Genomic DNA, 26018 nt, shown 5'->3' with positions numbered 1-26018 from the left:
TCAGGTCGCGGGCAGGATGTTGGCGTTGCGGTGGAAGACGTTCTCCGGGTCGTAGACGGCTTTGATGCGCTGTAGAGGCACGAGCTTGGCACCATAGGTGGCCGGCACGCGGTGGACGTCGTCGGTCATCAGCTCGTTGACATAGGCACCCGTGCCCATCGCGTGCGGCGCGAGCGCGTCGTAGAAGCCCCGCACCCACGCGCGTTCAACGGGCAGCGCCTCGGCCTGCGGTGTCATCCCGATGATGAAGACACACAGCCGCGGTGAGCGCCCTCCGCCGAAGGCCGTGCCTGCGTCGTCGGCGGTGCAGAAGGCCCCGGAGAGCACGTAGAAGTGCACGACGGACGTTGGCGAGACCATGCCGGCGACCTGTTCGACGATCACGTCGATGGCTCCGTCGGTGAATCGCTCGAGGTAGAGGGACTTCTCATAGGCGTGAACACCCCAGCCGTAGGGCTCGTCGAACATCTGCTGCAACGCGGTGAAGGGCATCGGTGTAACCATCTCGAAGAGCGGCGTCAGCGCTTTCCGAACGCGGTCCACGACGCCCCGATGGCTCTCCTCGCCACCGAAACCCACCGCGACGAGGGCGATCCCGAGGCGGAAGTGGTGCTCGGTGGGGACGAACGGTTCGGGCGGCGCGGGCATGGCCACCACCTGGAAGCTCACGTCGGGCGGGAGAACGGGGATGACCTCGCGCGCGACCCGCAGGGCGTCGGCCGCCTGATCCATGCCGTAGAAGAGCATGCCCAGCTCGATCTGCGGTCCCACCTCGTGCAGGGCGAACTCGAACTCGGTGACGATCCCGAAGTTCCCGCCCCCGCCACGGATGGCCCAGAAGAGATCGGGATTCTCGTCCGCCGCCGCGCGCACGACCCGTCCGTCGGCGAGGACGACGCGTGCCGAGACGAGGTTGTCGCTGGTGAGCCCGTGCTGTCGCGTCAGCCAACCCATCCCCCCGCCGAGGGTGATCCCGGCAAGGCCGGTGTGCCCGATCTCGCCACTCGGCACCGCCAGCGCATGGATCTGGGTCGCGGCGTCGAGGTCTCTGAGCAGCGCACCGCCCCCGGCCGTGGCCCGCCGGGCCTCCGGATCCACCTCGACGTCGTTCATCCTGCTCAGGTCGATGACGATCCCCGCGTCCCCCACAGACATCCCGGACGCGGAGTGGGCGCCGCCGCGCACCGAGATCTCGAGCGGCGCGTCGCGGGCGAAGGACACCGCGCGGGCGACGTCCTCGGTGGTGGCGCAGTAGACGACGGCGGCCGGTCTCCGGTCGATGTCCGCGTTCCACACCCGGCGGGCGTCGTCGTACCCCGGGTCCTCCGGGGTGACGACGGTGCCGGACAGCGAGGTGCGCAGATCGTCGAAGCGTGAAACGACGTGGGTCATGGCCGTGCTCCGTCCCCGTGGATCGCGTCGTCGGAGCGATCTGGGTCCGGGGCTCCTGGCGTCCCGACGGACTCCGCCCGCGCGACTCTCCGTATCGTCGCGCTGCGCCGGACGAGGCCACATACGTAGAAGTACGAAGAGCCTCCGTCCCGGCATCGTCACGGAGCGTGAGGGTCGGCGCGAGTTCAGCGGCGGTGCTCGGCCCGGGAGCCGGGCCAGAGCGGCGACGACCGCAGGCCGCCCGCACGGGTGCCGTTGCGGCGGCGCTCGTAGCGCCCGGCCACGTCCTTGCCCAGGGCGTAGCGCACGAGCTCCTCGTTGCCCGTGGCGAGCCAGGTGCCGTCGGGGCCCTTGAGGGTGTCCTCGAAGCCGATGCGGGTGTCGAGGTTGTTCCGCTTGGCGTACTCGAGCACCGGCCAGGCGCCGGCCTCCTCGCCGTGCAGGAGAATCGGCGCGGGGACGGGACCGAGGGCCTTGAGGATGCGCACGGCCTCGGCCACCGCGGTGTCGGGATCGGTGACCGTGACCTCCGCGAGGACGCGGGCGGTGCCCCGCGGGAGGCCGGCCTGCTTGAGCTGCACGGCGTCGCCGGTGGTCCAGACGCCCAGCTCGATGCCGATGTCGACGGCGTCGAGCGCCTCGCAGACCCGCTGCCAGCCGCGCTCGTGCACGTTGACGGCGGCGACGTCGGGGCGGGCCTGCTCCGGCAGGCGTCCCCACTGGGCGATGATCTCGGTGCGCCGCATGGGGTCGGGCTCGACCCATCGTGCGGTGGTGACCCCGATCTCGATCTCCGGGGCCTCCCGGCGGATGGCGTCGACGACCGTGCCGATGACCCGCGGGTCGAGGCTCTCCTGCCCGTCGCGGTCACGCGGGTGGACGTGCAGGCTCGTGACGCCCAGGGCGGCCACCGCGCGTGCGTCCCGGGCGAGGTGGCGCGGGCTCATCGGGACCGCGGGGTACACGTCGGCCGGTCGGGCACCGTTGAGGCAGCACTGCAGCACCGCGGCGACCCTCCCTCCACCTGCGACCCGGGGCCCTGAGTTCAGCTGGCGTCCAGCTTCGACGCTCCCGGCGACGAGGGCAACGCCGAGCTGCGAGCCGTCGCGCCGTCAGCGGCGAGAATCGCCACTGCCACCCAGACGGCCCCGTCACCCGTCACCCGTCGGTGCGAGTGTGCCGCACGCGGCCACGAATGCCTCGGCGCCCTCGGACCTCGGGTGATCTCCGAGCATCCTCAGGCGCCGGCGTCCTCCTCCGCCGGCGCCTCACCGTTCCCAGCGGTCCCGTCCGCCTCGCCCGCCCCGTCGGTCGCGGTGACCAACGCGACACCGGCGGCCGCCTCCGGCCCCTGCTCCAGGAGCACCCGGAAGCCGCCCTCGTCGAGGATCGGCACCTTGGCGGCGACGGCCTTGTCGTACTTCGAGCCCGGCTCGTCGCCGACCACCACGAACGCCGTCTTCTTCGACACCGAGCCGGCCGCGCGCCCGCCGCGAGCGAGGATCGCCTCCTTCGCCTCGTCGCGCGAGAGCGTGGGCAGCGACCCGGTGACCACGATCGAGAGACCCTCGAGGGTGCGGGGCATCGACTCGTCGGCCTCCTCCTCGAGCTCGACGCCCGCGGCGCGCCACTTCTCGACGACCTCGCGGTGCCAGTCGACCGAGAACCACTCGCGCACCGCGTGCGCGATGGTCGGACCGACCCCGTCGACCGCGGCCAGCTCCTCCTCGCTCGCGGCGTCGATGGCGTCGACCGACCGGAAGTGCCGGGCGAGGGCCTGCGCCGCGGTGGGACCGACGTGGCGGATCGACAGGCCCACGAGCACCTTCCACAGCGGGCGGTGCCGGGCCGTCTCGAGGTTGGTCAGCAGCTTGCGGCCGTTGGCGGAGACGTTGCCGGCCTTGGTGCGGAAGAGGTCGACCCGGCCGAGGTCGTCCTCGGTGAGCCGGAAGACGTCGCCCTCGTCCTGCACCACGCCGGCGTCGAGCAGCGCGGTGGCGGCCTCGTAACCGAGCACCTCGATGTCGAATGCGCCGCGGCCGGCGACGTGGAACAGCCGCTCCCGCAGCTGCGCGGGACAGGAGCGGGCGTTGGGGCAGCGCAGATCCTTGTCGCCCTCGCGCATCTGCCGCAGCTCGGTGCCGCACTCGGGGCAGTGCGTCGGCATGACGAACGCGTACTCGTTGCCGGTGCGCGCCTCGACGACCGGGCCGAGTACCTCGGGGATGACGTCGCCGGCCTTGCGGATGATCACGCGGTCGCCGATGAGGACGCCCTTGCGCTCGACCTCGCCCGCGTTGTGCAACGTCGCCAACGAGACCGTCGACCCGGCGACGAGCACCGGCTCCATCTCGGCGAACGGCGTCACGCGCCCGGTGCGCCCGACGTTGACGCTGATGCCCTTGAGCGTCGTCGTCGCCTGCTCCGGCGGGTACTTGTAGGCGATCGCCCAGCGCGGGGCCCGCGACGTCGACCCGAGCCGGCGCTGCAGGGCGACGTCGTCGACCTTGACGACCACCCCGTCGATCTCGTGCTCGGCGTCGTGGCGGTGCTCGCCCCAGTACCCGACGTGCTCGATGACCGCGTCGACGCCGTGCAGCACCCGGGTGTGCGTGGACACCGGCAGCCCCCACGCCGCCAGCGCGTCGTAGGCCTGTGACTGGCGCACCGGGGTGAAGCCGCGCCGCTTGCCCAGGCCGTGGCAGATCAGCCGCAGCGGGCGCGTCGCGGTGACCCGCGGGTCCTTCTGGCGCAGCGAGCCCGCCGCGGAGTTCCGCGGGTTGGCGAACGGCTGTTTCCCCGCCGCGACGAGGCCGGCGTTGAGCTCCTCGAAGTCGGCGAGACGGAAGAACACCTCGCCGCGGACCTCCATCAGCTCGGGCACGGGGAACTCGTCGGTGCCCGTCAGCTCGGTGGGCACGTCGGCCAGCGTGCGCATGTTGAGCGTGATGTCCTCGCCCGTCCGGCCGTCGCCGCGGGTGAGCGCGCGCGTGAGGTGGCCGTCCTCGTAGAGCAGGTTCACCGCGAGCCCGTCGATCTTGAGCTCGCAGAGGTAGAGCAGCTCCTCGGTCGGGTGGTCGAGCTCGCGCTGCACCCGCAGGACCCACTCGCGCAGCTCCTCGGGGGCGAAGGCGTTGTCGAGCGAGAGCATCCGCTCGAGGTGGTCCATCGCGACGAAGTCGGTGGAGAAGCCGCCGCCCACCCGCTGTGTGGGCGACGCGGGCGTGACCAGGGTCGGGTGCTGCTCCTCGAGGCCCTGCAGCTCGCCGAAGAGCTCGTCGAACTCGCCGTCGGAGACGATCGGGGCGTCGAGGACGTAGTAGCGGAACTGATGGTCGGCCACGACCTCGGACAGCTCGCGGTGGCGCTGCGCGGCCTCCGCGGGCACGTCGGTCTGCCCCATCCCGGCTGGCGCGATCGGTGCGGTCTCGCTGGTCACGGGGGCGAGATTAGCCGTCGACCCCGACAGTGGACCGCGTCTTCGCGTCGTCCCGGGCCGCGTCGCGGTAGGGGATCGAGCACGCGAGCGTCAGGACGGCGAGGCAGGAGAACAGCAGGACGGCGGCGACGACACCGGCGGGGGTGAGGAGGCGGGGGATGTCCCCGACCAGCGCCACGATGACCAGGAAGGCCGCGACCGGGACGATCATCGCCGACCAGGCCAGCCGTCGCCGGGCCCGCGTCCCGCTCCCGGCCAGGGCCCACCCGCCCGCCATGGCCGGCAGCACGAGGAGCAGAGCGGAGGGGTCGACCGCGAAGATCAGCGGCACGAGCGTCAGACGGCGGCGCGGGCGGCCGAGACGCCGCCGGTGCTCGGCGTACCCGAGCAGTCCGCCGACGACGGCGCTCGGCAGCAGGAGGAAGCCGAACGTCCCGAGCCAGCTGACCACGGACTCCCGTCCGGCCACCGTCGCCATGAACCCCCGCATCGCCGCGCCCCACGCGATCCCGCCCACGACACCGGCGACCACCAGCTGCCGCCCGGAGCGCGGCGGCGCGCCGGCGAGGCCGAGCACCGCGAGCCCGGCCACCGCCAGCAGGGACACGAACAGCACGGCGAGCCAGGCACCGCGCGGGCTGTCGAGGGCGAGCCCCTCGGGCGGGACGGCCGCGAGGGCGGTCAGCACGGCCGCCACCCACGCCAGGGCACAGACCGCGCCGCCGAGCACCACCGATCGGGCCATGATCGCCCCCAGCTTCCGCGATGCACACGAAGAGTACTCGCGTAGGGCCGAACGTGGCCCTGATCGTTCACGGTGGTGTGCGCCGATCCGCCGTCAGTGACGCGCCGTCATCGACCCAGGTGGCGTTCCACCGACGCCACGAAGCCGCGCGCGATCCCGGCGTAGGACGTCTCGGTGACGCCGCCGACGTGCGGGGTGACCGCGACGTTGCAGGCGAGCAGCTCCTCCTCGGGGTCGATCGGCTCCACCCAGGTGACGTCGAGGCCCGCGCCGGCCACCCGTCCCGCGCGCAGCGCGGCGAGCAGGGCGTCGCGGTCGATCACCGGACCGCGCGCCACGTTGACCACGTGCCCCCGGGGGCCGAGGGCCTCCAGCGCGTCGGCGCCGACGATCCCCCGCGTCTCGTCGGTGAGCGGGCAGGCCACGACGAGGTCGTCACAGCGGGCGAGGGCGGCGAGCAGGTCGTCGGTGCGGTGGTAGTGCTCCTCGTCGAGCAGGGCGACGGCCCGGGGCGTCTCGGTCCGCGGACGACGTCCGATGCCGACGGGCACGGCGCCGAACGCGCGCAGCCGCACGACCACCTCGGCGCCGATGTCGCCGACCCCCAGGACGCCGACCGTCCTGCCCGCCAGCGTGATGCCCGACGGCTCCCCGACGACCCGGCGCGCGACGTTCGCCTGCGCCTCGGTGAACCGGCGCAGCAGGGCGAGCAGGTGCAGCAGCGCGATCTCCGCGACCGCGACGGCGTTGCCCGACTCCGCGCCCGAGACGTTGTCGACGGGGATCCCGCGCTCGGCGGCCGCCGGCATGTCCACGCCCGACAGGCCCACCCCGAACTGCTGGATCATGCGCGGCGTCGTCGCGTCCATCAGCGCGCCGGAGATCGAGCTGCCCATCGGGCACAGGACGTCGACCCGCTCGAGCCCGCCCGGCGGCACGTCCACCGGGACGTCGACGATCTCGATCCCCGTCCACCCGGCCTCGTCGAAGGCCGTCCGGAGGGCTCCGCTCAGAGCGGCGAACCCGCCGCCCACCAGTCCGATCCGCACGCTCTCAGTGGATCACCGCTCAGCTGGTCACCAGCTCGCGGGTGGGTCGACGAACGCGCGGGCGAGCTCGACGGTCGTGCCCGTCGCCGTCCGGGCCCACCGCGGGCTCGCGCCGGCCAGCCCGCACGCCGGGGTGACGACGGCCCGGTCGGCGAGGCGCGCGCGGTCGAAGCCGAGGCGGTCGGCCAGCCCGAGCGCGGGCGCAGCGAGGTCGTGCAGGGCGGGCGGCGCGTCGGGGTCGGTCGACGGGACGATGCCCAGCCAGAGCTCGGTGCCGGCGTCCCAGAGCTCGCCCAGGGCGTCGAGGACGTCCTTCGGGGCGTCGGCGCCGCCGAGCGCCCCCAGGTCGACGGCCACGGCGTCGGCGCCGACCGCCCCGAGCAGCGCCAGCGGCGGCGTGGGGTGGCAGCAGTGCACGACCACCTGCGCCGCGCCCGCCTCCCGGGCCGCGGCGACCGCGCCGGCCAGCAGGGCGCGGACCTCGGCCCCCGGCACCGAGCCGACGGTGCCGTAGCCCGACGGGGTCCGCAGCGAGCCCGCGAGGACGGCGGGCAGCGTCGGCTCGTCGATCTGGACGACGACGGGGGCGTTCGCCCGCCGGCCGAGCTCCGCAACGTGGACCCGGAGGCCCTCGGCGAGGCTCGCGGCGAACTCGGTGACGGCGCCGCGGTCGGTGAGCACGCGGTGCCCGGAGTGCAGCTCGACGCCGGCGGTGAGCGTCCACGGGCCCGCGACCTGGCACTTCACGGCGGCCGGGGTGGCGCCCGCCTCGCCGAGCGCCTCGTCGAGGGCGTCGACGTCGCGGGCGAGCAGCTCGACCCCGCGCCGGTGGTCGCCGCCGGGCCGGCGCGCGACGCGGTAGCCCGACGGCCAGACCTCGGTGGCGATGTCGACCAGGAGCGCCGCGGTGCGCCCGATCATGTCGGCGCCGACGCCGCGGGCGGGCAGCTCGGGCACATAGGGCAGGCCGGGGAGCTCGCCGACCACCGTCCGCGCGACCTCCCGGGGGTCGGTGCCGGGCCAGGAGCCCAGCCCGGTGGCGCGGTCGCCGGGCTGCGGCTCGCGGGGGGGCGTGGTGACCACGGTGTCGGTCGGCTCGATCGTCTCGCTCACGTCCCCCAGCGTCCTCCCCGGCGGGAAACCGTGCGCCGCGCGGGCCGGGCTGGTTCCGCGCGAAGGGCACCTTCGGCCGACCAGAGGGGCGAGGGGCGCCCTTCGCCAGCGCCAGCAGCGCCACGGCCGGCGCCAGCGCCGACCCCGGCGAGGACCGCGGCCGGCGGCGGCCAGCCGACGCCGAGGCTCGCCGCCAGCCCGGCGACGCCGTCGTCGGTGACCCGCAGTGCCCGGTGGCCCGGGGTGGAGCGCAGCCAGCCGTCCGCGTCGAAGCGCGCCAGGAGCGCCTCGGCGAGCGGACCCGCGAGGTGGTGGCGCTGCTCGGTCCAGTCGACGCAGCAGCGCACGGCGGTCAGGCCGGCGGGCACCGGGACGCCGAGCCCCGCGAGCCCGTCGCGGCCGGCGTCGGTGAGCCGGTAGGCGCCGTCCTCGGGAAGGCGGCCGGGCAGCTGGTGCCCGTCCCGCTCGGTCGGGTCGACGGTGCCGTCGGAGCCCTCGATCCAGGCGCGGTCGCGCAGGGCGTCGGTGACGGCGACGCCGAGACGGCCGGCCAGGTGGTCGTAGCAGCGGCGCGCCATCCGCAGGGCGTGCGCGCGCGTGCCCTCCCGGAGCGACCGGACGGGGCCCGTCGGCGCGATCCGTCCCAGGACCTCCACGAGCCGGGCGACCTCGGGACCGGCGAGCCGGTAGTAGCGGTACTTCCCGGTGGCCACGACCTCGGTGAGCCCGCGCCCGGTCAGCCGCGCGAGGTGCCCGCTGGCGGTCGACGGGGCGACCCCCGCCTCGGACGCCAGGACGCTCGCGGGCAGGGCCCGGCCGTCCGCGAGCGCCAGCAGCATGCGGCAGCGGCTGCGGTCGGCGAGCAGTTCGCCCACCGCGGCCATGTCGACGTCTCCCCCGGCCTGGACGCCGGGAGCTGGCGATGTCATGCCGCCGACGGTAGGCCCAGCGCGTTTCGGTGTGCGCCGAAGCGAGCGCGTGGCGATACGGACACCGGACGTCAGCGACGCCGCGCCGCTGACATCCCGGCTGGCAGCATGGAGCGCGTGGCGGAGGTGCTGGCGGAGCGCGAGTGGCGGGCGCGAGCGGACGCGCACGCCGCCCGGGCCGACGACCTGACCGCCGGGCACCGCGCGCGGAAGGCCCTGGGCGAGAGCCACCCCGTCGAGGACTTCCTCTACACCTACTACCCCACCCGCCCGTCGCGGCTCCGCCGCTGGCACCCGGGTGCACGGCTTCTCCTCGTCGGCGCCGGCGAGCGCGCCGGCTGGCGGCACTACGTCGCGGAGGGCGAGGGCGTCCGCGTCGACCACGCGACCCTGCTCCGCGAGCGGACCGCCACGATCGACTTCGTCGCCGGTCTGCTGCGGGCCACCGCCGACCGGGCGCCCCAGCTCGGGTGCTTCGGCCTGCACGAGTGGGCGATGGTGCACCGCGACGACTCCACACGGCACCCGGTCCCGCTGCGGCTCGGCGCGGCGGGCACCGACGAGGTCGTCGAGACCCACCGGATCCGCTGCTCCCACTTCGACGCCTACCGCTTCTTCACGCCCACGGCCGCGCCGCGCAACACCCTGCACCCGACGCGGGAACGCCAGGTCGAGCTCGAGCAGCCGGGGTGCCTGCACGCCGGGATGGACCTCTACAAGTGGGCGGACAAGCTCGGCCCGCTCGTGCCCGGCGAGCTCCTGCTCGACGCGTTCACCCTCGCCCGCGACATCCGCGAGCTCGACATGCGCGCCTCGCCCTACGACCTCGCCGACCTCGGGTACGCCCCGGTGCGCATCGAGACGCCCGAGGGCAAGGCCGCCTACGTCGACGCCCAGCGTGTGTTCGCCGACCGGGGCGGTCAGCTGCGCAGGCGCCTGCTCGCTGTCCTCGATCCCCTCAGCGCCCCGGTGGGCTGACCGCGTCGAGGTGCGGCGGCAGCGGGTCGGCCGCGCCCGCGGCCAGCCAGGAGCACAGGTCGTCGACGTCGGCGGGCTCGTGCAGCGGACCGGCCATCACCGCGGGGCACGTGGGCGTGCGCTCGTGGTCGCAGGGTTGCACCAGGACGAGGGCGCCGGCACCCACGGGGGCGGTGCCGTGGCCGCACGCCGTGGCCGTGAGACAGGACGCGCGCACGAGCACCCCGTGCGGGCAGCGACGCACCGCACCACGGAGGGCGTCGCCGACGGCCTCGGCGTCCGGCGCGGGACGTTGATGATGGGGACAGCCCGCCGCTCCGCAGTGCACGGCGGTGAAGCCGACGGTGTCGCTCATCCCCACCCCTCACCACGACGGCTCTCGACGCCGGTGTCGAGGTCGGGGCACGGGTCGGTGTGCCGGTGCTCGAACGGGTCGGGGAGGCGACGCCAGGCGTCCTCGCCGAGGGCGAGCTCCTCGTCGGTCAGCAGCGCGGCGTCGAGGGCCTCGACGATCCCCGCCGGGTCGGCGTCGTGGACGAGGGCCACGAGCTGCTGCTCGCGGTCGCCCCAGCGCTCGTGCCAGGACAGGGACGCGGCGGCGCGACGTTCGTCGTCGGCGTCCTCCCACGCCGTCGGGTCGGCGGCGAACCAGGTGCCCGCGACGCCGATCTGCAAGGCGCCGCCGGCGGACTCGAGCCACAGCACGCGCTCGGGCTGCGAGGCCACCCACACCCGGCCTCGGACCCGGATCGTGCCGTGCAGGAGCACGTCGAACGCCGCGTGCAGGCGTTCGGGGTGGAACGGACGTCGGTGGCCGACGTGCAGCAACGAGACCCCGGCCTCCCGCGCCAGGGGCGGCTGCCCGCGCAGCAGCGACACGTGCGCGTCGTCGGGAACGCCCCGGCGGGCGTCGCCGGGCAGGTCGTTGACCAGGCCGTCGAGCATGGCGGCGATCTCGGTGTCGCGCCGCGCTCCCGGTCCGTCGGCCACCGTGACCTGACGGGCCCGCGGCGCGAGCCGGGCGAGGACGGCGTCGAGCCGCACGCGTTCCCAGGCGCCGGCGCACTGGCCGCCGACCACCAGGACGTCGGCGAACTCGGCCTGTCCCACCACGATCTGGGCGACCGTGCGCTCGTCGTCGGCGGTGAGGGCGAGCCCGCGCTCGACCAACGCGTCGTCGCTGCCCGCGTCGTCGAGCCAGGTCGCGGCGTCGAGCACGGCGACCACAGCACGCATCGCGAACAGGTCGGTGACCGGGCGGTCGAGCCCCTCGGGGACCAGGCCGTGCAGCGCCTCGCACGTCGCCTCGACCTCCACGCCCGGGTCGAGCAGCAGGACCACGTGCGCCACGTCCGGGTCGCGGGCGAGACGGACCAGCAACGGCAGCAGATCCTCGCGCAGCGTGCAGGACACGCAGGCGTGGGCCAGTTCGAGCACCGCGTCGTGCTCGCCGTCGTCCTCCACGACCCGTCGGCGCACCACGCCCTCGCCCAGCGCGCGCAGGTCATGGGTGACGAGCACAGCGGTCCTCGTGTGCCGGGCACGCAGCGCCGCCGCGACGCCGGCCGCCGCCGTTCCATCCACGCTGCACACCACGGTCAGCTCGGTCAGCTGGGCAAGCTCGGTCTCCGGACCCTCGGGCATAGAGCTCCCTCCCTCTGCGTTAACGTGAACGATAATCATTCTCAATTGGGAGGCAAGCGGTGGCCCGCAACGACATCCGTCCGATCGTCAAGCTCCGCTCGACGGCCGGGACGGGCACGACCTACGTGACCCGCAAGAACCGCCGGAACGACCCCGACCGCCTCGTGCTCAGCAAGTACGACCCGCGCGTGCGCCGGCACGTCGACTTCCGCGAGGAGCGATGAGCCTCACCTGCGCGCCTTCGGGCCCTCCCGGGTGCGGATGCGCGAGTACGCCCACGCCGGCTACCTGCCGGGCGTGATGAAGTCCAGCTGATCACCTGAGGAGGTCGCATGAAGGTCCGCGCGTCACTGAAGGCCCTCGAGCAGAAGCCGGGATCGAGCGTCGTGCGCCGTCACGGACGGGTCCTGGTGATCAACAAGAAGAACCCGCAGTGGAAGGCCCGTCAGGGCTGATCCGCTTCTCCGGTGTCGGTGACCCGCAGCAGCAGGGCGATCAGCGCGTCCGCGTGCAGGTGCCCGCCGCTGCGGGGCCGCACGCCCCGTCGCTCGTCCTCGGCGCGCAGCTCGTCGGCAACGGTCTCGAGCGCGCGGACGAGCGGGTCCGACAGCTCGGGCGGCACCTCGCCGACGAGCTCGAGCGACCCGTCGTCGTGGCGGTGCGTGCTCATGTGCGCCAGCGCCTCGCGCAGCACGGAACGTGGCTCGCCGGCTACCAGGTCGGCGTGGGGTGTCGTCATGGCGACCTCTCTCGATCTACAGGGGAACGCGGGGTCGTCCGCCGGGGCGGGGTTGCTGGTCGGGGTCGATCCAGGCCGGTGGGGTGAACCACGGCAGCCCGTTGTGGATCTCGGCGACCCAGTGCCCGGCGTGGAGGAGCTGGTGGTGGAACCGGCAGAGCAGCACCAGGTTGTCCAGGCAGGTCGGACCACCGTCGAACCACTGGCGGATGTGGTGGGCGTGGCAGCGCCGGGGTCGCCGTGAGCAGCTCGGGAACGCGCAACCGCCGTCGCGCAGGTTCAGCGCGCGGCGGATGGCATCGGTGACGCTGCGCGACAGGCGCCCCACATCCAGCGGCTCGGACTTCGATCCGAGCAGCATCGGGACGATCTCGGCGTCGCAGGCCCAGCGACGCACGGTGCGCGGGTCGACCAGCGCATCGGAGTCGAGGGTGGCGTGCCCGATCGCCTGCTGCAGCCACCGCAGGTCCATCGTGATCGTCAACAGGGGACGGCCCGGACGCTCCACCGGCACCGGGCGCGCAGAGGACGTCGGGCGCGGGGACGGCTCGGGGCGGCGAGGCTCGGGGATCAGGGCGTCCTCGAACTCGTCAGCGCCCTCGGTGCCGTCCGAGTCCGACTCGGTGTGCCCGGCGTCCGGCTCGCCGGCCTCCGCCTCGGTCGCGTCGCCGTCGCCGTCGCCGTCGGTGGTCCCGGTGTCGGAGTGTTCGTGGCGGGTGTCGTCGGCAAGGCCGCCGGGGCGACGCGCGTCGTGCACGAGGTCCTTGAGCCCATCGATCCGGCGGCGCTCGAGGCTGCGGGGATCATCGGGACCGAACGGCTCGGCCAGCCCGTCGATCACCACGAAGAACGCCTCGGCGTCGGTCGGATCGTGCAACCGGCCCGTGAACGCCAGCGACCCGTTCCGACGGCGCACCACCTGCAGCTCGTCGCAGGCATCCTCACCCTCGGGCGGGACATCCCCGTCGGGATCGAAGTGCTCGATCAACGCCTTCGCGTACCGGCGCAGCATCCGCGGCGGCAGCACCCGGGCGTGTTCCGCGAGCGTGCGCTCCGCCCCGAGCCAGTCGGCCACCGACACACCGTCGACCCGATCGAGACGGGTCATCGTCTCCCGGATCACCGCGATGTGCCCCGAGTGAATCTGCCCCGACCCAGCAAGGGTCGCGGTGACCGGCAACCGCGGCGGCAACAGCTCACCGCGCAGCGACACCCGAGCCGTCAGGTCGGCGGCCTCACTCACCAGCCGCTTCGCCTCCGGCGCATCGACATTGCCGCACTCCTGCAACAACCGCACCGAGCTGCGGTCCCCGGTCTGCTGAGCCACCCCGAGCCGCTCGAGCTCGGCGATGTCCTCGAGCAGCCGGTACTGCTCGGCGCGCAGCGCGATCATGCGCGTGCGGGCACGGTCGAGCGCCTCCCGCTCGACCGCACCCACGCCTTCGCTCATGTGTTCGAATCTAACCCACACCCCCGACAACGCCGGGGCACTTCCGCAACCCCGGGGCAGAAATCTCGCGAGCCTGAGGAAAGGGCCCTTCGCTCACGTCGCGCCGGGTCGTACCGTCCGTCGTGGGCTTCGGAGGGAGTGAGCGATGGGCGTCTGGGACATCGCGGCGCTGCCCGAGCGGGAGCAGTTCAGCTACTGGCACGAGGTCATCTGCCAGGCCTTCGTGCCGCTGACGCCCCACCGCACGCTGGACGAGGAGGGCTTCGCCGCGAAGGTCGAGACCCGTCGCCTCGCGGGGATGAACCGGGCCCGCCTGCGCTCCCGGCCGCAGCGCACCGACCACGGCCCGCGCGAGGTGGCACGGACCGACGGCGCCTACTACTTCGTCAACCTCCAGCTCGCGGGCCGCTGCATCACCACCGTCGAGGGCCGCACCACCGTCGTCCGGCGCGGCGAGCTCGTCGTCGTCGACACCAGCGAGCCCTACTTCTTCCACCTCGACCGGCCCTGGCAGATGCTCTCCTTCCGGGTGCCGCACGCCGCCCTCGACGCCGCCCTGCGCGGACGGCGTCCGGACCTCGGGCGACCCGTGCCCGCGGTCGGGGCCGGCGCGGCGGTGCGCGCGCTGATGCCCGCCCTCTGGTCGATCGACTCCGCCACCCCCGGCGCCGGCGAGCTCGTCGACTCCTTCGCCACCGCCGTGGCCGCCGCGACGAGCACCACGAGTGCCAAGACGAGGACCCACACCGGCGTCACCCGCGCCGCCGTCCTCGCCCACGTCGAGCGCCACCTCGGCGACCGCGACCTCACCGTCACGGGCGTGTGCCGCCGCTTCGCGATCTCCCCGCGGACGCTGCACAACCTGTTCGCCGACGCGGACACGTCGTTCGCCGCGACGGTGCGGAACCTCCGTCTCGAGCGGGCCGCGGCGGCGCTCGCGGAGCCGGGCACCGCGGCGACCGTGATCGAGATCGCCGCCGCGCACGGCTTCGACGACCCCACGGCGTTCAGCCGTGCGTTCCGCCGCCGCTTCGGGATCTCACCACGGGAAGTACGCCCCTGAACCACGGGAGCCCGTGCACGAACGGCACGGCACCGCTGCACGCACGGCCGAGACGGGCGACCTCCCGCGAGCCAGTCTGGGGACCCCGCACCCGAGGAGTCCCCATGGCCGTGTCGTTCCTGCTGAGCCCCGAGCAAGAGCAGCTCAAGGCCGCGGCGCGCGGCTTCGCCGAGGAGCACCTGCGCGACCTCGCCGCCGCCGTGCGGGCCGAGCCGGACCCGCTCACCCGGGCGCTGCTGGCCCGCCCGGTGATCGAGAAGGCGGTCGGGCTGGGCTTCCTCAAGGGCCTCGTCCCGGCACCGTTCGGCGGCTCGGCGTCCAGCGGCGTCGACGCGGCGATCTTCATCGAGGAGTGGGCGGTGCACAGCCCCGACCTCACGATCTCCCTGGCCGGCCCGCTCATCGCGCTCGCACCCGTCTACGAGGCCGGGACACCGGAGCAGATCCGGCGCTTCGTCGCGCCGTTCCTCGCCGACTCCGGAGCGCCGCTGGCGGCGATGGCCTTCAGCGAGCCCGAGGGCAGCGCCAACTTCGACGCGCCCACCGGGACGCGCACGACGGCGACGCCCGACGGGGACGACTACGTGATCAACGGACGCAAGGCCTGGGCGTCCCACCTGTCGGGCTGGGACGGCGACGGCCCCGACCTCATGACCATCGTCTGCCGCGCCCCCGGCGGCGTGTCGCTGATCGTGGCCGAGCGGGAGCACCTGGCCGGGCACGTCGAGGTCGAGGAGCACTACGACCTGCCGGGCCTACGGGGGTGCCTGACGTCCCGGGTCCGCCTGCACGACGTGCGGGTGCCGCGTGGCAACCTCCTCGGCGCCGAGGGGCAGGGCGTCGCCCTGACCCGCAACGCCTTCCTGCCCAGCGGCGCGTCCATCGGCATCTTCGCCGTCGCCGCCATGCGCGGGGCTTTCGACGTCGCCCTGCGCTTCGCGACCACCGAGACCCGCGGCGGCGCCGTCCCGATCATCGACCACCAGGCGGTGTCCGACGTCCTGGCCGACGCCAAGGGGAGGATCGAGGCCGTCCGCCTCCTGACCTGGCGCGCGCTCGACGCCGTCATGGCCCAGCACCCCGCGGCGCCCGAGCTGGCCCTGCACGCCAAGGTCTTCGGCTCCGAGACCGGCGTGGAGGTGCTCAACGACCTGGTCAAGCTGGTCGGGGTGACGGCGTACGACGAGGCGTTCCCGATCGTCGAGTACCTCCACGAGGCGCTCGCCTACCCGGTGATCGAGGGCAGCAACATCGGCGTGCGGCGTCGTCAGCTCCAGGACCTCCTGCGCACGCCGGGCTACGACCCGCTGGCCGCGTCCGGGATGAGCTAGCCGACCTCGTCGAGCAGCGCCGACCAGAAACGCAGGGCGGCGTGCTCCATCTCGAGCCCGAGACGCAGGGTGATCATGCGCTTGGCGACGGCGTCGAGGTCGGCGTAGCGCGCCTGCATGTCCTCGTAGACCGCGATCCGCTCGCGGTGCGCGGCCACCTGCTCGCGCGCGAGCCGGGCGACGTCGCCCGGCTCGCCGACCTCGTTGAAGAACAGCTTGAGCTCGGCGATGTCGCGCATCTGGAAGTGCTCGGGCGTCGGCTCGGCGAGCCACGCGCGCAGCTCGTCCAGCCCGGCGTCCGTGAGACGGAACGTGCGCCGGCGGCGTCCCTGCGCCTCGGTCTCGGCGTCGAGCAGACCGAGCTCCACCAGCCGCTGCGGCTCGGAGTAGAGCTGCGCGTGCGGGAAGTGCCAGAAGTAGCCGATGGACCGCCCGACGGCCCGCTTGAGGTCGTAGGAGGTCGACGGGCCGCGGAGCGCGATCGTGCCGAGCACGACGTACGAGGTCGGGGACAGCCGGTCGGCCACGAGCACGCAGCGTACCGATCCTTGCCCTCTCAGCATACGTGCCATACCGTCCGAAACGGATCGTATGCGCCGGAGCATGATCGGGAGGCGGGCTCCGATGGACCTCGCGACGGCCTGGGCCTGGGCGGTGGAGCGCCACCCGACGCGACGCGCCGTCGGCGGACCGCGACCGATGACCTACGCCGAGTGGGACGCCCGCACCGCCCGCCTGGCGCACGCCCTGACCGACCTCGGGGTGCGCCCCGGCGACCGGGTCGCCCTGGTGCTGATCGGCGGCGAGCCCGCGGCGTCGCTGCACCTCGCGCTCCAGCGGCTCGGGGCGATCGCGGCGCCCCTGTCCCACCGGTTCGGCCCTCCGGAGCTGGCGCACTGCCTGGCCGACGCCGCCCCCGCGCTCGTCGTCAGCGAATCCGCCACCGCCGAGGGGACGACGACCGCCCTCGCCGACGAGCGCATCCGCCCCGTGACACACCTCGACCTCGACGAGCTCGAGCGCCGGGCCGCCGACCGCTCCGACGCCGCCCCGCTCGCCGCGCCGGGCCCCGAGGACCTCAGCGTCATGCTCTTCACGTCCGGCACCACCGGCCGGCCGAAGGGCGTGCCGCGCACCCACCGGGCCGAGCACGCCGCGGCCGTCGCGCACCTCGTGCAGACCGGCCAGCGCTCCGGCGACGTGACGCTCGGCGTGATGCCGCTGTTCCACACCATGGGGCTGCGCACGCTGCTCGCCACCGTCCTGGCGGGCGGCACGTGGGTGCCCCAGGCCCGGTTCGACGCCGGCGAGGCCGCCGAGCTCATCGTCCGCGAGCGGATCAGCTCGCTCTACCTCGTCCCGACGATGTACTGGTCGCTGCTGCGCGACGCCGACCCGGCCCGGCTCGCGGGCGTCCGGCGGCTCGCCTACGCCGGTGCGGCGATGGCGCCGGCGCTGGCCGCGCAGCTCACCGAGGCGGTCGCCCCGGAGACCTTCGTCAACCACTTCGGCTCCACCGAGATCTACACGTTCACCATCGGCCCGGACGTCGCGGCGAAGCCGGGCTGCGCGGGCCGGCCGGGGATGTTCAGCCGGGTCCGTCTCGTCGACCCGTCGACCGGGGCCTCCCCCGACGACGAGGTCGCCGCGGGGGAGCCGGGGCAGGTGGCGGTGTCGATGGCGAGCCCGGAGGCCTTCGCCGGCTACTGGATGCGGCCGGACGCCACCGAGCGGGCGGTCCGCGACGGCTGGTACTTCACCGGCGATCTCGCCGTCGCCGACGAGGACGGCGACCTGTGGGTCTCCGGGCGCGTCGACGACATGATCAACACCGGTGGGGAGAACGTGTACCCCGACGAGATCGAGGCGGCGCTCGTGTGCTGCCCGGCGGTCGCCGACGTCGTCGTGGTCGGCCTCCCCGACGAGCGGTGGGGCCAGGCCGTCACGGCGTTCGTCGTCCCGGCCGCCGACGTCGCCCCGGGCGAGGCCGTCGCCGCGACCGACGCCTGGGCCCGCCGGGTCCTGCCCTCGCTGCGGCGCCCGAAGCGCGTGGTCGCCGTCGACGCCGTGCCCCGGTCCGCGGTCGGCAAGACGCTGCGCCGCGTGCTCGTCGACGGGGACTTCGTCGCCCTCGCGGACACCGCTGGAGCCGCGTGATGACCTGGACGCCCGCCCGCGACGAGGACGCCGCCCTGGTCAGCGGCGCCGGCCGTTTCGTCGACGACCTCGACCCGCTGCCCGGGACCCTGGTGGCGGCGATCGTGCGCAGCCCGCACCCGCACGCCCGCATCCGGGGCGTCGATCTCGCACGGGCCCGCGCTCATCCCGGGGTGGCCGCGGTGATCGGCCCCGAGGAGATCGGCGCGGCGGTGCGCCCGTTCCCGCTGTCCACCTCGACGCCCATGCCGTACCTGCCCAGCGCCGTCGACACCGCGCGCTACGTCGGCGAGCCCGTCGCGGTGGTCGTGGCGGGCGACCGCTACGTCGCCGAGGACGCCGCCGAGCTCGTCGAGGTCGACTACGAGCCGCTCGACGTCGTCGTCGACACCCGCGCCGCCCTCGAGCCCGGGGCGGTTCTGCTGCACCCGGAGGCGGGCACCAACGTCGCCACCGACCGCACGTTCTCGTTCGGGCCGATCGACGACGCCTTCGCGCGCGCCGACCACGTCGTGCACGGCGAGTACACGTTCCCGCGCTACTCCTCGGTGCCGATGGAGTGCTACGGCGTCGTGGCGCAGTGGCGCGACGAGTCCGAGGGCCCCGCCGTCGAGTGCTGGGCGAACTTCCACGGGCCGTTCACGATGGTGCCGGTCGCGGCGGGGTCCCTCGGCGTGCCGGTCTCGCGGTTCCGCCTGCACGTGCCGGCCGACATCGGCGGCAGCTTCGGCATCAAGTCGGGCATCTACCCCTACGTCGTGCTGATGGCTCTGGCGTCGAAGCACGCCGGGCGCCCCGTGCGCTGGACCGAGGACCGGACCGAGCACCTGCTGGCCAGCTCGTCGGGGGCGGGGCGAGCGATGGCGTTCTCCGCCGCCGTGTCCCGCGACGGGGCCGTCGAGGCGCTGCGCGTGGACCTCGTCGACGACGTCGGCGCCTACCTGCGCCCGCCCGAGCCGAGCACGCTCTACCGCTGCTTCGGCAACATCACCGGCGCGTACGACGTGCCGGCGGTGGCGATCCGGGCGCGCGCCGCCGTCACCAACCGGGCGCCCACCGGCCTCAACCGCGGCTTCGGCGGCCAGCAGCTCTACTTCGGGCTCGAGCGACTGATGGACGCGGTCGCCGCGCGGACCGGGCTCGACGTCGCCGAGGTCCGGCGCCGCAACCTCGTGCGCGCGTTCCCGCACCGCACCCCGACCGGCGGGCTCTACGACTCCGGCGACTACCCGGCCGCGCTGGACCTGCTGCTCGCCGAGGGCGGGTACGACGAGCTCCGCACACGGCAGGAGAGCGCTCGCACCGAAGGCGCGTACTACGGGGTCGGCCTGGCGCTGGTCGTCGACCCGTCGGGCACCAACATCGGCTACGTCGGGCTCGCGACACCGGCGTCCGAGCGGAAGCCGGGGCGGGACAAGTCCGGCTCGACCGAGATCGTGCGCGCCTCGGTGGACCTGCAGGGCGTCGTGACGGTGCTGCTCGGTTCGGTCCCGCAGGGCCAGGGGCACGCCACGGTGGCCCGCCGGGTAGCGGCGCGGCGGCTGGGCCTGCCGGTCGAGCAGGTGCGCGCGGTGGTCGACATGGACACCGCCTCCACGCCGTGGACGGTGACCTCGGGCAGCTACTCCTCGCGGTTCGCCCCGCTCGTGACCAGCGCCGTGGTCGCCGCGGTGGACCGGCTGGCGGAGACGGTGCGCGCCGGGGCCTCGGTCCTGCTCGGTGTCGACCCGGCCGGGCTGGAGCTGGCGGACGGGTCGGTGCGCGACCCGTCGTCCGGGGCGTCGTGCCTCTTCCGCCACGCGGCCGGGGTCGTGCACTGGGACCCGGGGTCGCTGCCGGAGGGTGCCCCCGCGCGGCTGGCGACCGAGGGCGAGTTCGTGCCGCCCGAGGCCGTCGCCGCCACCGCGGAGGACACGATCAACTCGTCGCTCTGCTACGGCTTCGTCGCGGAGATGGTCGGCGTGCGCATCGACCCCGACACCCTGCTCGTCACCCTGGACCGGGTCGCGACGGTACACGACGCGGGCACGGTGCTCGACCCGGTGCTCATCGAGGGCCAGGTCCTCGGCGCGCTCGTCCACGGGCTCGGCGGGGCGGCGTACGAGGAGTTCCGCTACTCCCCCGCCGGCCAGCCGACCTCGGCCACGTTCCTGGACTACCTCTGCCCGACCAGCGCCGAGACGGCGTTCGAGCTGGTCTCCGACCACGTCTCGTCCCCGTCCCCGCTCACGCCGCTCGGCGCCAAGGGGTGCGGCGAAGGGAGCTCGATGAGCCTGCCCGTGGCCTACGCCAACGCCGTCGCCGACGCCCTCGCGCCCGCCGGCGTCACGATCGACTCGCTGCCCCTGCACGGCGAGGTCGTCCACCAACTCCTGAGGGGAGACGTCTCATGGCGCTGACCGGTGGCGAGGTGCGGCTCGAGCGGTCGCACGACGGGCGGGTCGCGGAGGTGACCCTGTCCCACGGCCGCTACACGGTGATCACGTGGGAGATGCGCCAGCTGATGGCCGAGCGCTTCGCCGAGATCGACCGCGACCACGACGTGCGGGTGGTGGTCATCCGCTCCGACGGCGAGCACTTCTCGTCCGGCGGCGACATCGCCGGGTTCATGGAGGTCGACCCCGTCGACTTCACCGACCTCGGGCACAACGTGACGGCCCCGGCGCGCAGCACGAAGCCGGTGGTCGTCGCGGTCGACGGCTACTGCTTCGGCGTCGGTCTCGAGCTCGCGCTGTCCTGCGACATCCGCCTGGCGACCGAGCGCAGCCGCTTCGCCCTGCCCGAGATGAATCTCGGCATGATCCCCGGCTCCGGCGGCACGCAGCGCCTGTCCCGGCTGATCGGGCTCTCCCGGGCGAAGCACCACATCATGACCGCTCGACGCATGACGGGGCAGGAGGCCGCCGACTGGGGCGTCGTCGCCGAGCTCCACCCCGACCGCGAGGCGCTGGACGCGGCGACCGAGGCGCTGGTCACGACCCTGCTGGGCTTCTCCCCGATGGCGCTGCGCTCGGCCAAGGAGGTGCTCGACCGCGGGATCGACGCGCCGCTCTACTCGGGCATCGAGCTGGAGCGCAAGGCCTACGCGATGCTGCGCGCGAGCCACGACTTCGCCGAGGGCGTGGCGGCGTTCGGCGAGAAGCGCACGCCGTCGTTCACCGGGCGCTGAGATGAGGGCGCTGACATGAAGGCCGCACCCTTCGCCTACCACCGCCCGGACTCGGTGGACGAGGCCGTGGACGCCCTGGCCGGCGGGGACGCCAAGGTGCTCGCCGGCGGACAGTCGCTGGTCCCCGTGCTCGCGATGCGCCTCGGCCGGCCCGGGACGCTCGTCGACATCACCCGGCTGCCGGGGCTGGACGACCTGGAGGTCTATGGCGGGGTCCTGAGGATCGGCGCGGCCGTGCGCCAGCGCACGGTGGAGCGGTCCGAGGCCGTGCGGGCGGTCCCGCTGATCGGGCGTGCGATGCCCTTCGTCGGCCACCGCGAGCTGCGCAGCCGCGGCACCGTCTGCGGCAGCCTCGCCCACGCCGACCCGGCCGCCGAGCTCCCCGCCGTGGCCGCCTGCCTCGACGCGACCGTGGTGCTCCGCGGCCCGCGCGGCACGCGGCAGGTCCCGGCCCGCGAGCTCGTCGTCGGCGCGATGACCACCTCGGCAGGCCCGGACGAGCTGATCACCGAGGTGCGCTTCCCGGCGGCGGCGTCCGGGGACGGGTTCGGCTTCGCCGAGATCGCGCGTCGGCACGGCGACTACGCGCTGGCCGGGGTGGCCGTGCACGTGCGCCGCGGCGGCGGGGCGACGCTCGCGGCGTTCGGGGTCTCCGACCGCCCGGTGGTGCGCGACGTGACAGCGCTGCTCGAGGACGACCCGACCGAGGCCGGGCTGCGTCCGTCGACCGATGCCATGGCCGACGAGATCGTCGACACCGCCGGCGACGCCCACGGCTCGCGCGGCTACCGGGCCCGCCTGCTGGGTGTGCTCGCCGCCCGCGAACTCGTCCGAGCTCATCGGGAAGCCCACCAGGAGGCACACGCATGAGGGTCGAGGCGGACGGCACCGTCGACGTGACCGTGACCGTCAACGGGCGCGAGGTGACGCTCGCGGTGGCGCCGCGCACGACGCTCTCCGACGTCCTGCGCGACCGGCTCGGGCTCACCGGCACGCACGTCGGCTGCGAGCACGGGGTGTGCGGGATGTGCACGGTGCTGCTCGACGGGGAGGCGGTGCGCGCCTGCCTGCTGTTCGCCGTGCAGTGCGACGGCGCGTCGCTGACCACCGTCGAGGGCCTGGGCTCGGCCGACGATCAGCATCCCCTGCAGCGGGCGTTCTCCCACCACCACGCGCTGCAGTGCGGGTTCTGCACGCCCGGGATGCTCATGAGCTCCTACGACCTGCTCGCGGGCGGCACCTACTCCCCCGACACCCTGCCCGAGGACATGTCCGGCGTGCTCTGCCGCTGCACCGGCTACCGCGGCATCCTCGCCGCGATCGCCGACGTCGCGGCGACCCATCCCGACGGCGTCCCGCCACCCCGCGCCGCCGTGCCGCCGGCGCTCGTCGGGCGCTCGGGGAGTGCCAGCGTGGGGGCCACGCTGACGTCAGACGTGAGGAAATCCACCGGCTCGATTCCCCACGAGATCGCGATCCCGTCCGGCACGCCCACCGCCACCGTCGACGTCCGCAGCGAGCTCACCTCCGAGGTGGACGACGTGTGGGCCGTGCTCGCCGACTTCGACCGCCTCGCGGCCTGCCTCCCCGGCGCGGAGATGACCGCCGACCTCGGCGACGACCGCTACCGGGGCCGCGCCACCGTCGGCCTCGGACCGGTGTCCCTGCGCTTCGAGGGGCTTGCGCACGTCGTCGAGCACGACCCGTCCGCGCGCCGGATGCGGGTGCTCGCGCAGGGCACCGACCGCGGCGGCTCGAGCACGCAGGCCGTCATCCGGCTGGCCGCGGACCCGGCGGAGCACGGCGGGACGGTGCTGTGGGCCGACGCCGACGTGCACCTGTCCGGGCGGGTCGCGCAGTTCGGCCGCGCGCTCGCGGGCGACGTGTCCCGGCGCCTGTTCGAGCAGTTCGCCGAGGCCGTCGACGAGGCCGCCCGCACCGGCGAGGCCCCCACGACGAGGACGAGCCCGCTGCGTCTGGCCCTCGGCGCCCTGCTCGCCCGGCTCCGCCGTCTGGTTCAGCGCCCCCGGTAGCGCGGCGGGCGCTTCTCGGCGAAGGCGGCGGGGCCCTCGAGGGCGTCGTCGGTGCGCATGACCCGCAGGAATGCCTCGTGCTCGCGCGCCATCGCCTCCTCGTGCTCCAGACCCAGCCCGTCCAGCACCCGCTCGCGGGCCTCGCGCACGGCGAGCGGCCCGCGGTCGGCGATCGACCGCGCCAGGCCCAGCGCCGTGGGGAGCAGGTCCGGCAGCGGCACGACCCGGTTGACCAGCCCGACGCGGTGCGCCTCGGCGGCGTCGATCGGCTCGCCCGAGAGGATCATCTCCATCGCCAGGCCCAGCGGCACCGCGTGCGGCAGGCGCACGGTCCCGCCGGCGCCGGGGATGATCGCCCACTTCGTCTCGGCGAGCCCGAAGGTGGCGTTGTGCGAGCACACGCGGATGTCGCAGGCGAGCGCCATCTCCAGCCCGCCCGCGAGCGCGTGCCCGTTCACCGCCGCGATCAGGGGCTTGGCGCGCCGGGTGGCGGTGAACCCGCCGAAGTTCCAGGGCGGGTCCTCGCCGGCGCGCACGCGGTCGCGATAGGTCGGGATGAGGCGCTTGAGGTCCGCGCCCGCGGAGAACGTCGTGTCGCCCGCGCCCGTGAGCACGGCGACGAGCTTCTCGTCGTCCGCCTCGAACGCGGCCACGGCGTCGCCGAGCGCCTGCTGGTGCTCGGGGTCGAGCGCGTTGCGGGCGTCGGGACGGTCGATCGTCAGGACGCTGACCCGCGGGTCCTCGGCGTCGTCGTCGACGCGGATGGGCACGACGCGCCCTCAGCGCCGGGCGAGGCGGCGCGCGGCGCCGACCGAGGCGGCCGGCAGGCCGTAGTGCTCGAACACCGCCGGCTCGTCCTCGGCGGCGAGCTCGCCGTCGGTGTCGATCGACGGCGCGTGCTTGGCGAGGTCCTTGGCCACCGTCACGCGCACGTGGTCCGGCGCGACCGTCGCCCCGGTCAGCGGGACGAACGCCAGCCGGCGGCGACCGACCATGCCGACCACGACCGTCGCGAACACGGGCTCGTCGGACACCGTGTCGACGTAGATCGCCTCCAGGCTGCCGATCTTGCCGCCCGCGGGGTCGACGACGGACCTGCCCTGCCAGTCGCGGATGTTCTCCGCCTCGAAGCCCATGGCCGCGCAGCCTAGGGCGAGCGCCGCGCCGAGGAGAGGATCCGCACCGCGAGGGTCTCGGTGACGCCGAGCCGGGGCGTGTTCTGCCGGGCCCGCTCGACGATCTGCCGGGGCGAGAGACCCATGTCGGCGTAGAGCCGGACGATGTTCTCCTGGGCGGGGGTCCAGGACGGCTCCGCGGGCCGGACCGGTCGCGCCGGCCGGGGCCGGCGAGGGGCCGGGATGGGGGGAGTCGTCTCGTGCACGGTCCCCAGGCCGGTGTTCTTCGTGGCGAACTCGCCCGCGGCGGCCCGCGCGGCGATCTCGTCGGGCTCCGCGACGCGGAAGGCGTCGCCGCTCTTGTTGACGGCCACCGCGGTGACGGTCGGGCCCCGGCGGTACTCGGCCTGGCAGGCCGGGGCGGTGCAGTAGGTGTATCCGAGTTCGGCGCGCTCCGCCGCGATCTCGCGGCCGCACCCGATGCAGAAGGTGCTCATGCTGAGCCCGATTCTACTCCTGACGCCAGACGCCAGACGCCAGACGCCAGACGCCAGGGCGCGGCTCGCGCGGCTCAGCGCGTTGTCGCGGCGATCGTGGCGCTGCCGAGCACGACGTCCCCGTCGGGGTCCGGCCGGTAGAACACGGCCGCCTGACCGGGCGCGACCCCGCGCAGGGGCTGCTCGAGCACCACGTCGACGCCGTCGTCGCCCGCCCGCACCGTCGCGGCGACGAGCCCGCCGTGGGCGCGGACCTGGACGGCGCAGGCGAGCGGACCGACCGGCGGGTCGACGAGCCACACCGGGTCGGACGCGGTCAGCGCCGTGACGTCGAGCTCCTCGGCCGGGCCGACACGGACCGTCCGGCTGACCGGCTCGAGACCCAGGACGTAGCGCGGCCGCCCGTCCGGAGCGGGCCGGGGGATGCCGAGGCCGTGGCGCTGGCCGACGGTGAAGTCGTGGACGCCGCGGTGGTGCCCGACGACAGCTCCGGACGGGTCGACCATCTCCCCGGGCGCCTCGTCGATGCGCTCGGCCAGGAACGCCTGGGTGTCGCCGGAGGGGATGAAGCAGATGTCGTGGCTGTCGGGCTTCTCCGCGACGACGAGCCCGCGCATCGCCGCCTCCGCACGGACCTGCGCCTTCGGGCTGTCGCCGAGCGGGAAGAGCGCGCCCTCGAGCTGGTCGGGGCGCAGCACGCCGAGGACGTAGGACTGGTCCTTGTCGGGGTCGACGGCCCGGCGCAGGAGGCCGTCCTCGAGCCGCGCGTAGTGGCCCGTCCCCACCGCGTCGAAGCCCAGCGCCCGGGCCCGCTCCAGCACCGCCGAGAACTTGATCTTCTCGTTGCACCGCAGGCACGGGTTGGGCGTGCGCCCGGCCGCGTACTCCGCGACGAAGGGCTCGACGACGTCGTCGCGGAAGCGGGTCGCGAGGTCCCAGACGTAGAACGGGATGTCGAGGACGTCCGCGCAGCGCCGGGCGTCGCGGGAGTCCTCCACCGAGCAGCAGCCCCGGGCGCCCTCGCGCATCGTCGCGGGCTTCGCCGCGAGCGCGAGGTGGACGCCGGTGACCTCGTGGCCCGCGTCGCGCAGCCGCGCCGCGGCCACCGCCGAGTCGACCCCGCCGCTCATCGCGGCCAGGACCCTCACGGTGCGCTCCAGATCAACACAGCACGC

General features: G+C 74.5%; 27 protein-coding genes. 11 read left to right on the top strand and 16 right to left on the bottom strand.

Going from position 1 to position 26018, the window contains the following annotated elements; genetic code table 11:
- The 7 genes from PH189_RS14415 to PH189_RS14385 form a co-directional block, all read right to left on the bottom strand.
- Nucleotides 1-1392 carry an FAD-binding oxidoreductase gene (locus tag PH189_RS14415; protein ID WP_274189490.1) on the bottom strand — a complete coding sequence of 464 codons (1392 nt, stop codon included), beginning with the start codon at nt 1390-1392 and terminating at the stop codon, nt 1-3.
- 185 nt (nt 1393-1577) lie between these two features.
- Nucleotides 1578-2396: a 3-keto-5-aminohexanoate cleavage protein gene (locus PH189_RS14410; protein WP_274189489.1), complete on the bottom strand. Its 819-nt coding sequence runs from the start codon at nt 2394-2396 to the stop codon at nt 1578-1580.
- Between the two features lie 233 nt (nt 2397-2629).
- Nucleotides 2630-4795 (bottom strand): NAD-dependent DNA ligase LigA, encoded by a 2166-nt coding sequence (gene ligA / locus PH189_RS14405; protein ID WP_274189588.1) that lies wholly within the window; start codon nt 4793-4795, stop codon nt 2630-2632.
- 46 nt (nt 4796-4841) lie between these two features.
- Complete coding sequence (locus PH189_RS14400; protein WP_274189488.1) at nt 4842-5576, bottom strand: hypothetical protein; 735 nt, start codon at nt 5574-5576, stop codon at nt 4842-4844.
- Nucleotides 5577-5683: 107 nt separating this feature from the next.
- On the bottom strand, nt 5684-6625 hold the full coding sequence (locus PH189_RS14395) for an NAD(P)-dependent oxidoreductase (protein WP_274189487.1): 942 nt from the start codon (nt 6623-6625) through the stop codon (nt 5684-5686).
- Between the two features lie 27 nt (nt 6626-6652).
- Complete coding sequence (locus PH189_RS14390; RefSeq protein WP_378015025.1) at nt 6653-7738, bottom strand: uroporphyrinogen decarboxylase/cobalamine-independent methonine synthase family protein; 1086 nt, start codon at nt 7736-7738, stop codon at nt 6653-6655.
- The gene (locus PH189_RS14385) at nt 7735-8667 is read right to left on the bottom strand and encodes an ArsR/SmtB family transcription factor (RefSeq protein WP_274189486.1); all 933 of its coding nucleotides are present in this window, start codon (nt 8665-8667) and stop codon (nt 7735-7737) included. Before PH189_RS14385 ends, PH189_RS14390 begins: the two co-directional genes overlap by 4 nt.
- Nucleotides 8668-8784: 117 nt before the next feature.
- Between PH189_RS14385 and PH189_RS14380 the strand changes: the two genes are divergently transcribed.
- Nucleotides 8785-9645, top strand: a complete 861-nt coding sequence (locus PH189_RS14380) for a 3-methyladenine DNA glycosylase (protein WP_378015026.1) — start codon at nt 8785-8787, stop codon at nt 9643-9645.
- Here the strand turns inward: PH189_RS14380 and PH189_RS14375 are convergent.
- Complete coding sequence (locus PH189_RS14375; RefSeq protein WP_274189484.1) at nt 9626-10000, bottom strand: hypothetical protein; 375 nt, start codon at nt 9998-10000, stop codon at nt 9626-9628. The two genes, PH189_RS14380 and PH189_RS14375, sit on opposite strands and share 20 nt — an antisense overlap.
- Nucleotides 9997-11289 carry a ribosome hibernation factor-recruiting GTPase MRF gene (gene mrf, locus PH189_RS14370; RefSeq protein ID WP_274189483.1) on the bottom strand — a complete coding sequence of 431 codons (1293 nt, stop codon included), beginning with the start codon at nt 11287-11289 and terminating at the stop codon, nt 9997-9999. The genes PH189_RS14375 and mrf overlap by 4 nt, the downstream gene beginning before the upstream one ends.
- A gap of 59 nt (nt 11290-11348) precedes the next feature.
- On the opposite strand from mrf, the gene rpmG reads away from it, so the two are divergent.
- Genes rpmG through ykgO form a run of 3 tightly spaced genes read left to right on the top strand, consistent with a single transcriptional unit; the run spans nt 11349 to nt 11744 of the window.
- Nucleotides 11349-11513, top strand: coding sequence for a 50S ribosomal protein L33 (gene rpmG, locus PH189_RS14365; protein ID WP_274189482.1), 165 nt, complete (start codon nt 11349-11351; stop codon nt 11511-11513).
- A 7-nt stretch (nt 11514-11520) separates the two neighbouring features.
- Nucleotides 11521-11604 (top strand): uS14 family ribosomal protein, encoded by an 84-nt coding sequence (locus PH189_RS14360; protein WP_274189586.1) that lies wholly within the window; start codon nt 11521-11523, stop codon nt 11602-11604.
- 17 nt (nt 11605-11621) lie between these two features.
- The gene (gene ykgO, locus PH189_RS14355) at nt 11622-11744 is read left to right on the top strand and encodes a type B 50S ribosomal protein L36 (protein WP_274189481.1); all 123 of its coding nucleotides are present in this window, start codon (nt 11622-11624) and stop codon (nt 11742-11744) included.
- On the opposite strand, the gene PH189_RS14350 is transcribed toward ykgO, so the two are convergent.
- Both PH189_RS14350 and PH189_RS14345 read right to left on the bottom strand, forming a co-directional pair.
- A complete protein-coding gene (locus PH189_RS14350) occupies nt 11735-12028 on the bottom strand; it encodes a DUF222 domain-containing protein (protein WP_274189480.1) in 294 nt (97 codons plus the stop codon). The genes ykgO and PH189_RS14350 overlap by 10 nt on opposite strands.
- 16 nt (nt 12029-12044) lie before the next feature.
- Complete coding sequence (locus PH189_RS14345; protein WP_274189479.1) at nt 12045-13478, bottom strand: HNH endonuclease signature motif containing protein; 1434 nt, start codon at nt 13476-13478, stop codon at nt 12045-12047.
- Nucleotides 13479-13623: 145 nt separating this feature from the next.
- Between PH189_RS14345 and PH189_RS14340 the strand changes: the two genes are divergently transcribed.
- The gene (locus tag PH189_RS14340) at nt 13624-14541 is read left to right on the top strand and encodes a helix-turn-helix domain-containing protein (protein WP_274189478.1); all 918 of its coding nucleotides are present in this window, start codon (nt 13624-13626) and stop codon (nt 14539-14541) included.
- Nucleotides 14542-14645: 104 nt separating this feature from the next.
- A complete protein-coding gene (locus tag PH189_RS14335) occupies nt 14646-15872 on the top strand; it encodes an acyl-CoA dehydrogenase family protein (RefSeq protein ID WP_274189477.1) in 1227 nt (408 codons plus the stop codon).
- Here PH189_RS14335 and PH189_RS14330 read toward each other — a convergent pair.
- Nucleotides 15869-16399: a PadR family transcriptional regulator gene (locus PH189_RS14330; RefSeq protein WP_274189476.1), complete on the bottom strand. Its 531-nt coding sequence runs from the start codon at nt 16397-16399 to the stop codon at nt 15869-15871. The two genes, PH189_RS14335 and PH189_RS14330, sit on opposite strands and share 4 nt — an antisense overlap.
- A gap of 97 nt (nt 16400-16496) precedes the next feature.
- On the opposite strand from PH189_RS14330, the gene PH189_RS14325 reads away from it, so the two are divergent.
- Genes PH189_RS14325 through PH189_RS14305 form a run of 5 tightly spaced genes read left to right on the top strand, consistent with a single transcriptional unit; the run spans nt 16497 to nt 23231 of the window.
- Nucleotides 16497-18029 carry a class I adenylate-forming enzyme family protein gene (locus PH189_RS14325; protein ID WP_274189475.1) on the top strand — a complete coding sequence of 511 codons (1533 nt, stop codon included), beginning with the start codon at nt 16497-16499 and terminating at the stop codon, nt 18027-18029.
- Nucleotides 18029-20428 (top strand): xanthine dehydrogenase family protein molybdopterin-binding subunit, encoded by a 2400-nt coding sequence (locus PH189_RS14320; RefSeq protein ID WP_274189474.1) that lies wholly within the window; start codon nt 18029-18031, stop codon nt 20426-20428. Before PH189_RS14325 ends, PH189_RS14320 begins: the two co-directional genes overlap by 1 nt.
- Complete coding sequence (locus tag PH189_RS14315) at nt 20419-21198, top strand: enoyl-CoA hydratase/isomerase family protein (protein WP_274189473.1); 780 nt, start codon at nt 20419-20421, stop codon at nt 21196-21198. The genes PH189_RS14320 and PH189_RS14315 overlap by 10 nt, the downstream gene beginning before the upstream one ends.
- 15 nt (nt 21199-21213) lie before the next feature.
- Nucleotides 21214-22068 carry an FAD binding domain-containing protein gene (locus tag PH189_RS14310; RefSeq protein WP_274189472.1) on the top strand — a complete coding sequence of 285 codons (855 nt, stop codon included), beginning with the start codon at nt 21214-21216 and terminating at the stop codon, nt 22066-22068.
- Nucleotides 22065-23231, top strand: coding sequence for a xanthine dehydrogenase family Fe-S subunit (locus tag PH189_RS14305; protein ID WP_274189471.1), 1167 nt, complete (start codon nt 22065-22067; stop codon nt 23229-23231). The genes PH189_RS14310 and PH189_RS14305 overlap by 4 nt, the downstream gene beginning before the upstream one ends.
- Here the strand turns inward: PH189_RS14305 and PH189_RS14300 are convergent.
- The 4 genes from PH189_RS14300 to mnmA form a co-directional block, all read right to left on the bottom strand.
- On the bottom strand, nt 23216-24001 hold the full coding sequence (locus tag PH189_RS14300) for an enoyl-CoA hydratase/isomerase family protein (protein ID WP_274189470.1): 786 nt from the start codon (nt 23999-24001) through the stop codon (nt 23216-23218). The two genes, PH189_RS14305 and PH189_RS14300, sit on opposite strands and share 16 nt — an antisense overlap.
- Nucleotides 24002-24010: 9 nt before the next feature.
- A complete protein-coding gene (locus PH189_RS14295) occupies nt 24011-24367 on the bottom strand; it encodes a PRC-barrel domain-containing protein (protein ID WP_274189469.1) in 357 nt (118 codons plus the stop codon).
- 11 nt (nt 24368-24378) lie between these two features.
- Nucleotides 24379-24843: a hypothetical protein gene (locus PH189_RS14290; protein WP_274189468.1), complete on the bottom strand. Its 465-nt coding sequence runs from the start codon at nt 24841-24843 to the stop codon at nt 24379-24381.
- A 74-nt stretch (nt 24844-24917) separates the two neighbouring features.
- Nucleotides 24918-25991, bottom strand: coding sequence for a tRNA 2-thiouridine(34) synthase MnmA (gene mnmA, locus PH189_RS14285; RefSeq protein WP_274189467.1), 1074 nt, complete (start codon nt 25989-25991; stop codon nt 24918-24920).
- Nucleotides 25992-26018: the final 27 nt, after the last annotated feature.

Source organism: Actinomycetospora chibensis (genome assembly GCF_028737215.1).
GTDB lineage: Bacteria > Actinomycetota > Actinomycetes > Mycobacteriales > Pseudonocardiaceae > Actinomycetospora > Actinomycetospora chibensis.
Note: the sequence above shows the minus strand (reverse complement) of the source record. Positions and strands in the feature narration are given on the sequence as shown.

What these genes read in the sequence shown, in the direction of transcription:
- PH189_RS14315 (WP_274189473.1), top strand. Translation starts at nt 20,419, where the DNA reads ATGGCGCTGACCGGTGGCGAGGTGCGGCTCGAGCGGTCGCACGACGGG.
- PH189_RS14400 (WP_274189488.1), bottom strand. Translation starts at nt 5,576, where the DNA reads ATGGCCCGATCGGTGGTGCTCGGCGGCGCGGTCTGTGCCCTGGCGTGG.
- PH189_RS14340 (WP_274189478.1), top strand. Translation starts at nt 13,624, where the DNA reads ATGGGCGTCTGGGACATCGCGGCGCTGCCCGAGCGGGAGCAGTTCAGC.
- PH189_RS14375 (WP_274189484.1), bottom strand. Translation starts at nt 10,000, where the DNA reads ATGAGCGACACCGTCGGCTTCACCGCCGTGCACTGCGGAGCGGCGGGC.
- PH189_RS14335 (WP_274189477.1), top strand. Translation starts at nt 14,646, where the DNA reads ATGGCCGTGTCGTTCCTGCTGAGCCCCGAGCAAGAGCAGCTCAAGGCC.
- PH189_RS14345 (WP_274189479.1), bottom strand. Translation starts at nt 13,478, where the DNA reads ATGAGCGAAGGCGTGGGTGCGGTCGAGCGGGAGGCGCTCGACCGTGCC.
- PH189_RS14415 (WP_274189490.1), bottom strand. Translation starts at nt 1,392, where the DNA reads ATGACCCACGTCGTTTCACGCTTCGACGATCTGCGCACCTCGCTGTCC.
- PH189_RS14305 (WP_274189471.1), top strand. Translation starts at nt 22,065, where the DNA reads ATGAGGGTCGAGGCGGACGGCACCGTCGACGTGACCGTGACCGTCAAC.
- PH189_RS14385 (WP_274189486.1), bottom strand. Translation starts at nt 8,667, where the DNA reads ATGACATCGCCAGCTCCCGGCGTCCAGGCCGGGGGAGACGTCGACATG.
- mrf (WP_274189483.1), bottom strand. Translation starts at nt 11,289, where the DNA reads ATGCCCGAGGGTCCGGAGACCGAGCTTGCCCAGCTGACCGAGCTGACC.
- ykgO (WP_274189481.1), top strand. Translation starts at nt 11,622, where the DNA reads ATGAAGGTCCGCGCGTCACTGAAGGCCCTCGAGCAGAAGCCGGGATCG.
- PH189_RS14320 (WP_274189474.1), top strand. Translation starts at nt 18,029, where the DNA reads ATGACCTGGACGCCCGCCCGCGACGAGGACGCCGCCCTGGTCAGCGGC.
- PH189_RS14290 (WP_274189468.1), bottom strand. Translation starts at nt 24,843, where the DNA reads ATGAGCACCTTCTGCATCGGGTGCGGCCGCGAGATCGCGGCGGAGCGC.
- PH189_RS14310 (WP_274189472.1), top strand. Translation starts at nt 21,214, where the DNA reads ATGAAGGCCGCACCCTTCGCCTACCACCGCCCGGACTCGGTGGACGAG.
- PH189_RS14350 (WP_274189480.1), bottom strand. Translation starts at nt 12,028, where the DNA reads ATGACGACACCCCACGCCGACCTGGTAGCCGGCGAGCCACGTTCCGTG.
- PH189_RS14325 (WP_274189475.1), top strand. Translation starts at nt 16,497, where the DNA reads ATGGACCTCGCGACGGCCTGGGCCTGGGCGGTGGAGCGCCACCCGACG.
- ligA (WP_274189588.1), bottom strand. Translation starts at nt 4,795, where the DNA reads ATGGGGCAGACCGACGTGCCCGCGGAGGCCGCGCAGCGCCACCGCGAG.
- PH189_RS14295 (WP_274189469.1), bottom strand. Translation starts at nt 24,367, where the DNA reads ATGGGCTTCGAGGCGGAGAACATCCGCGACTGGCAGGGCAGGTCCGTC.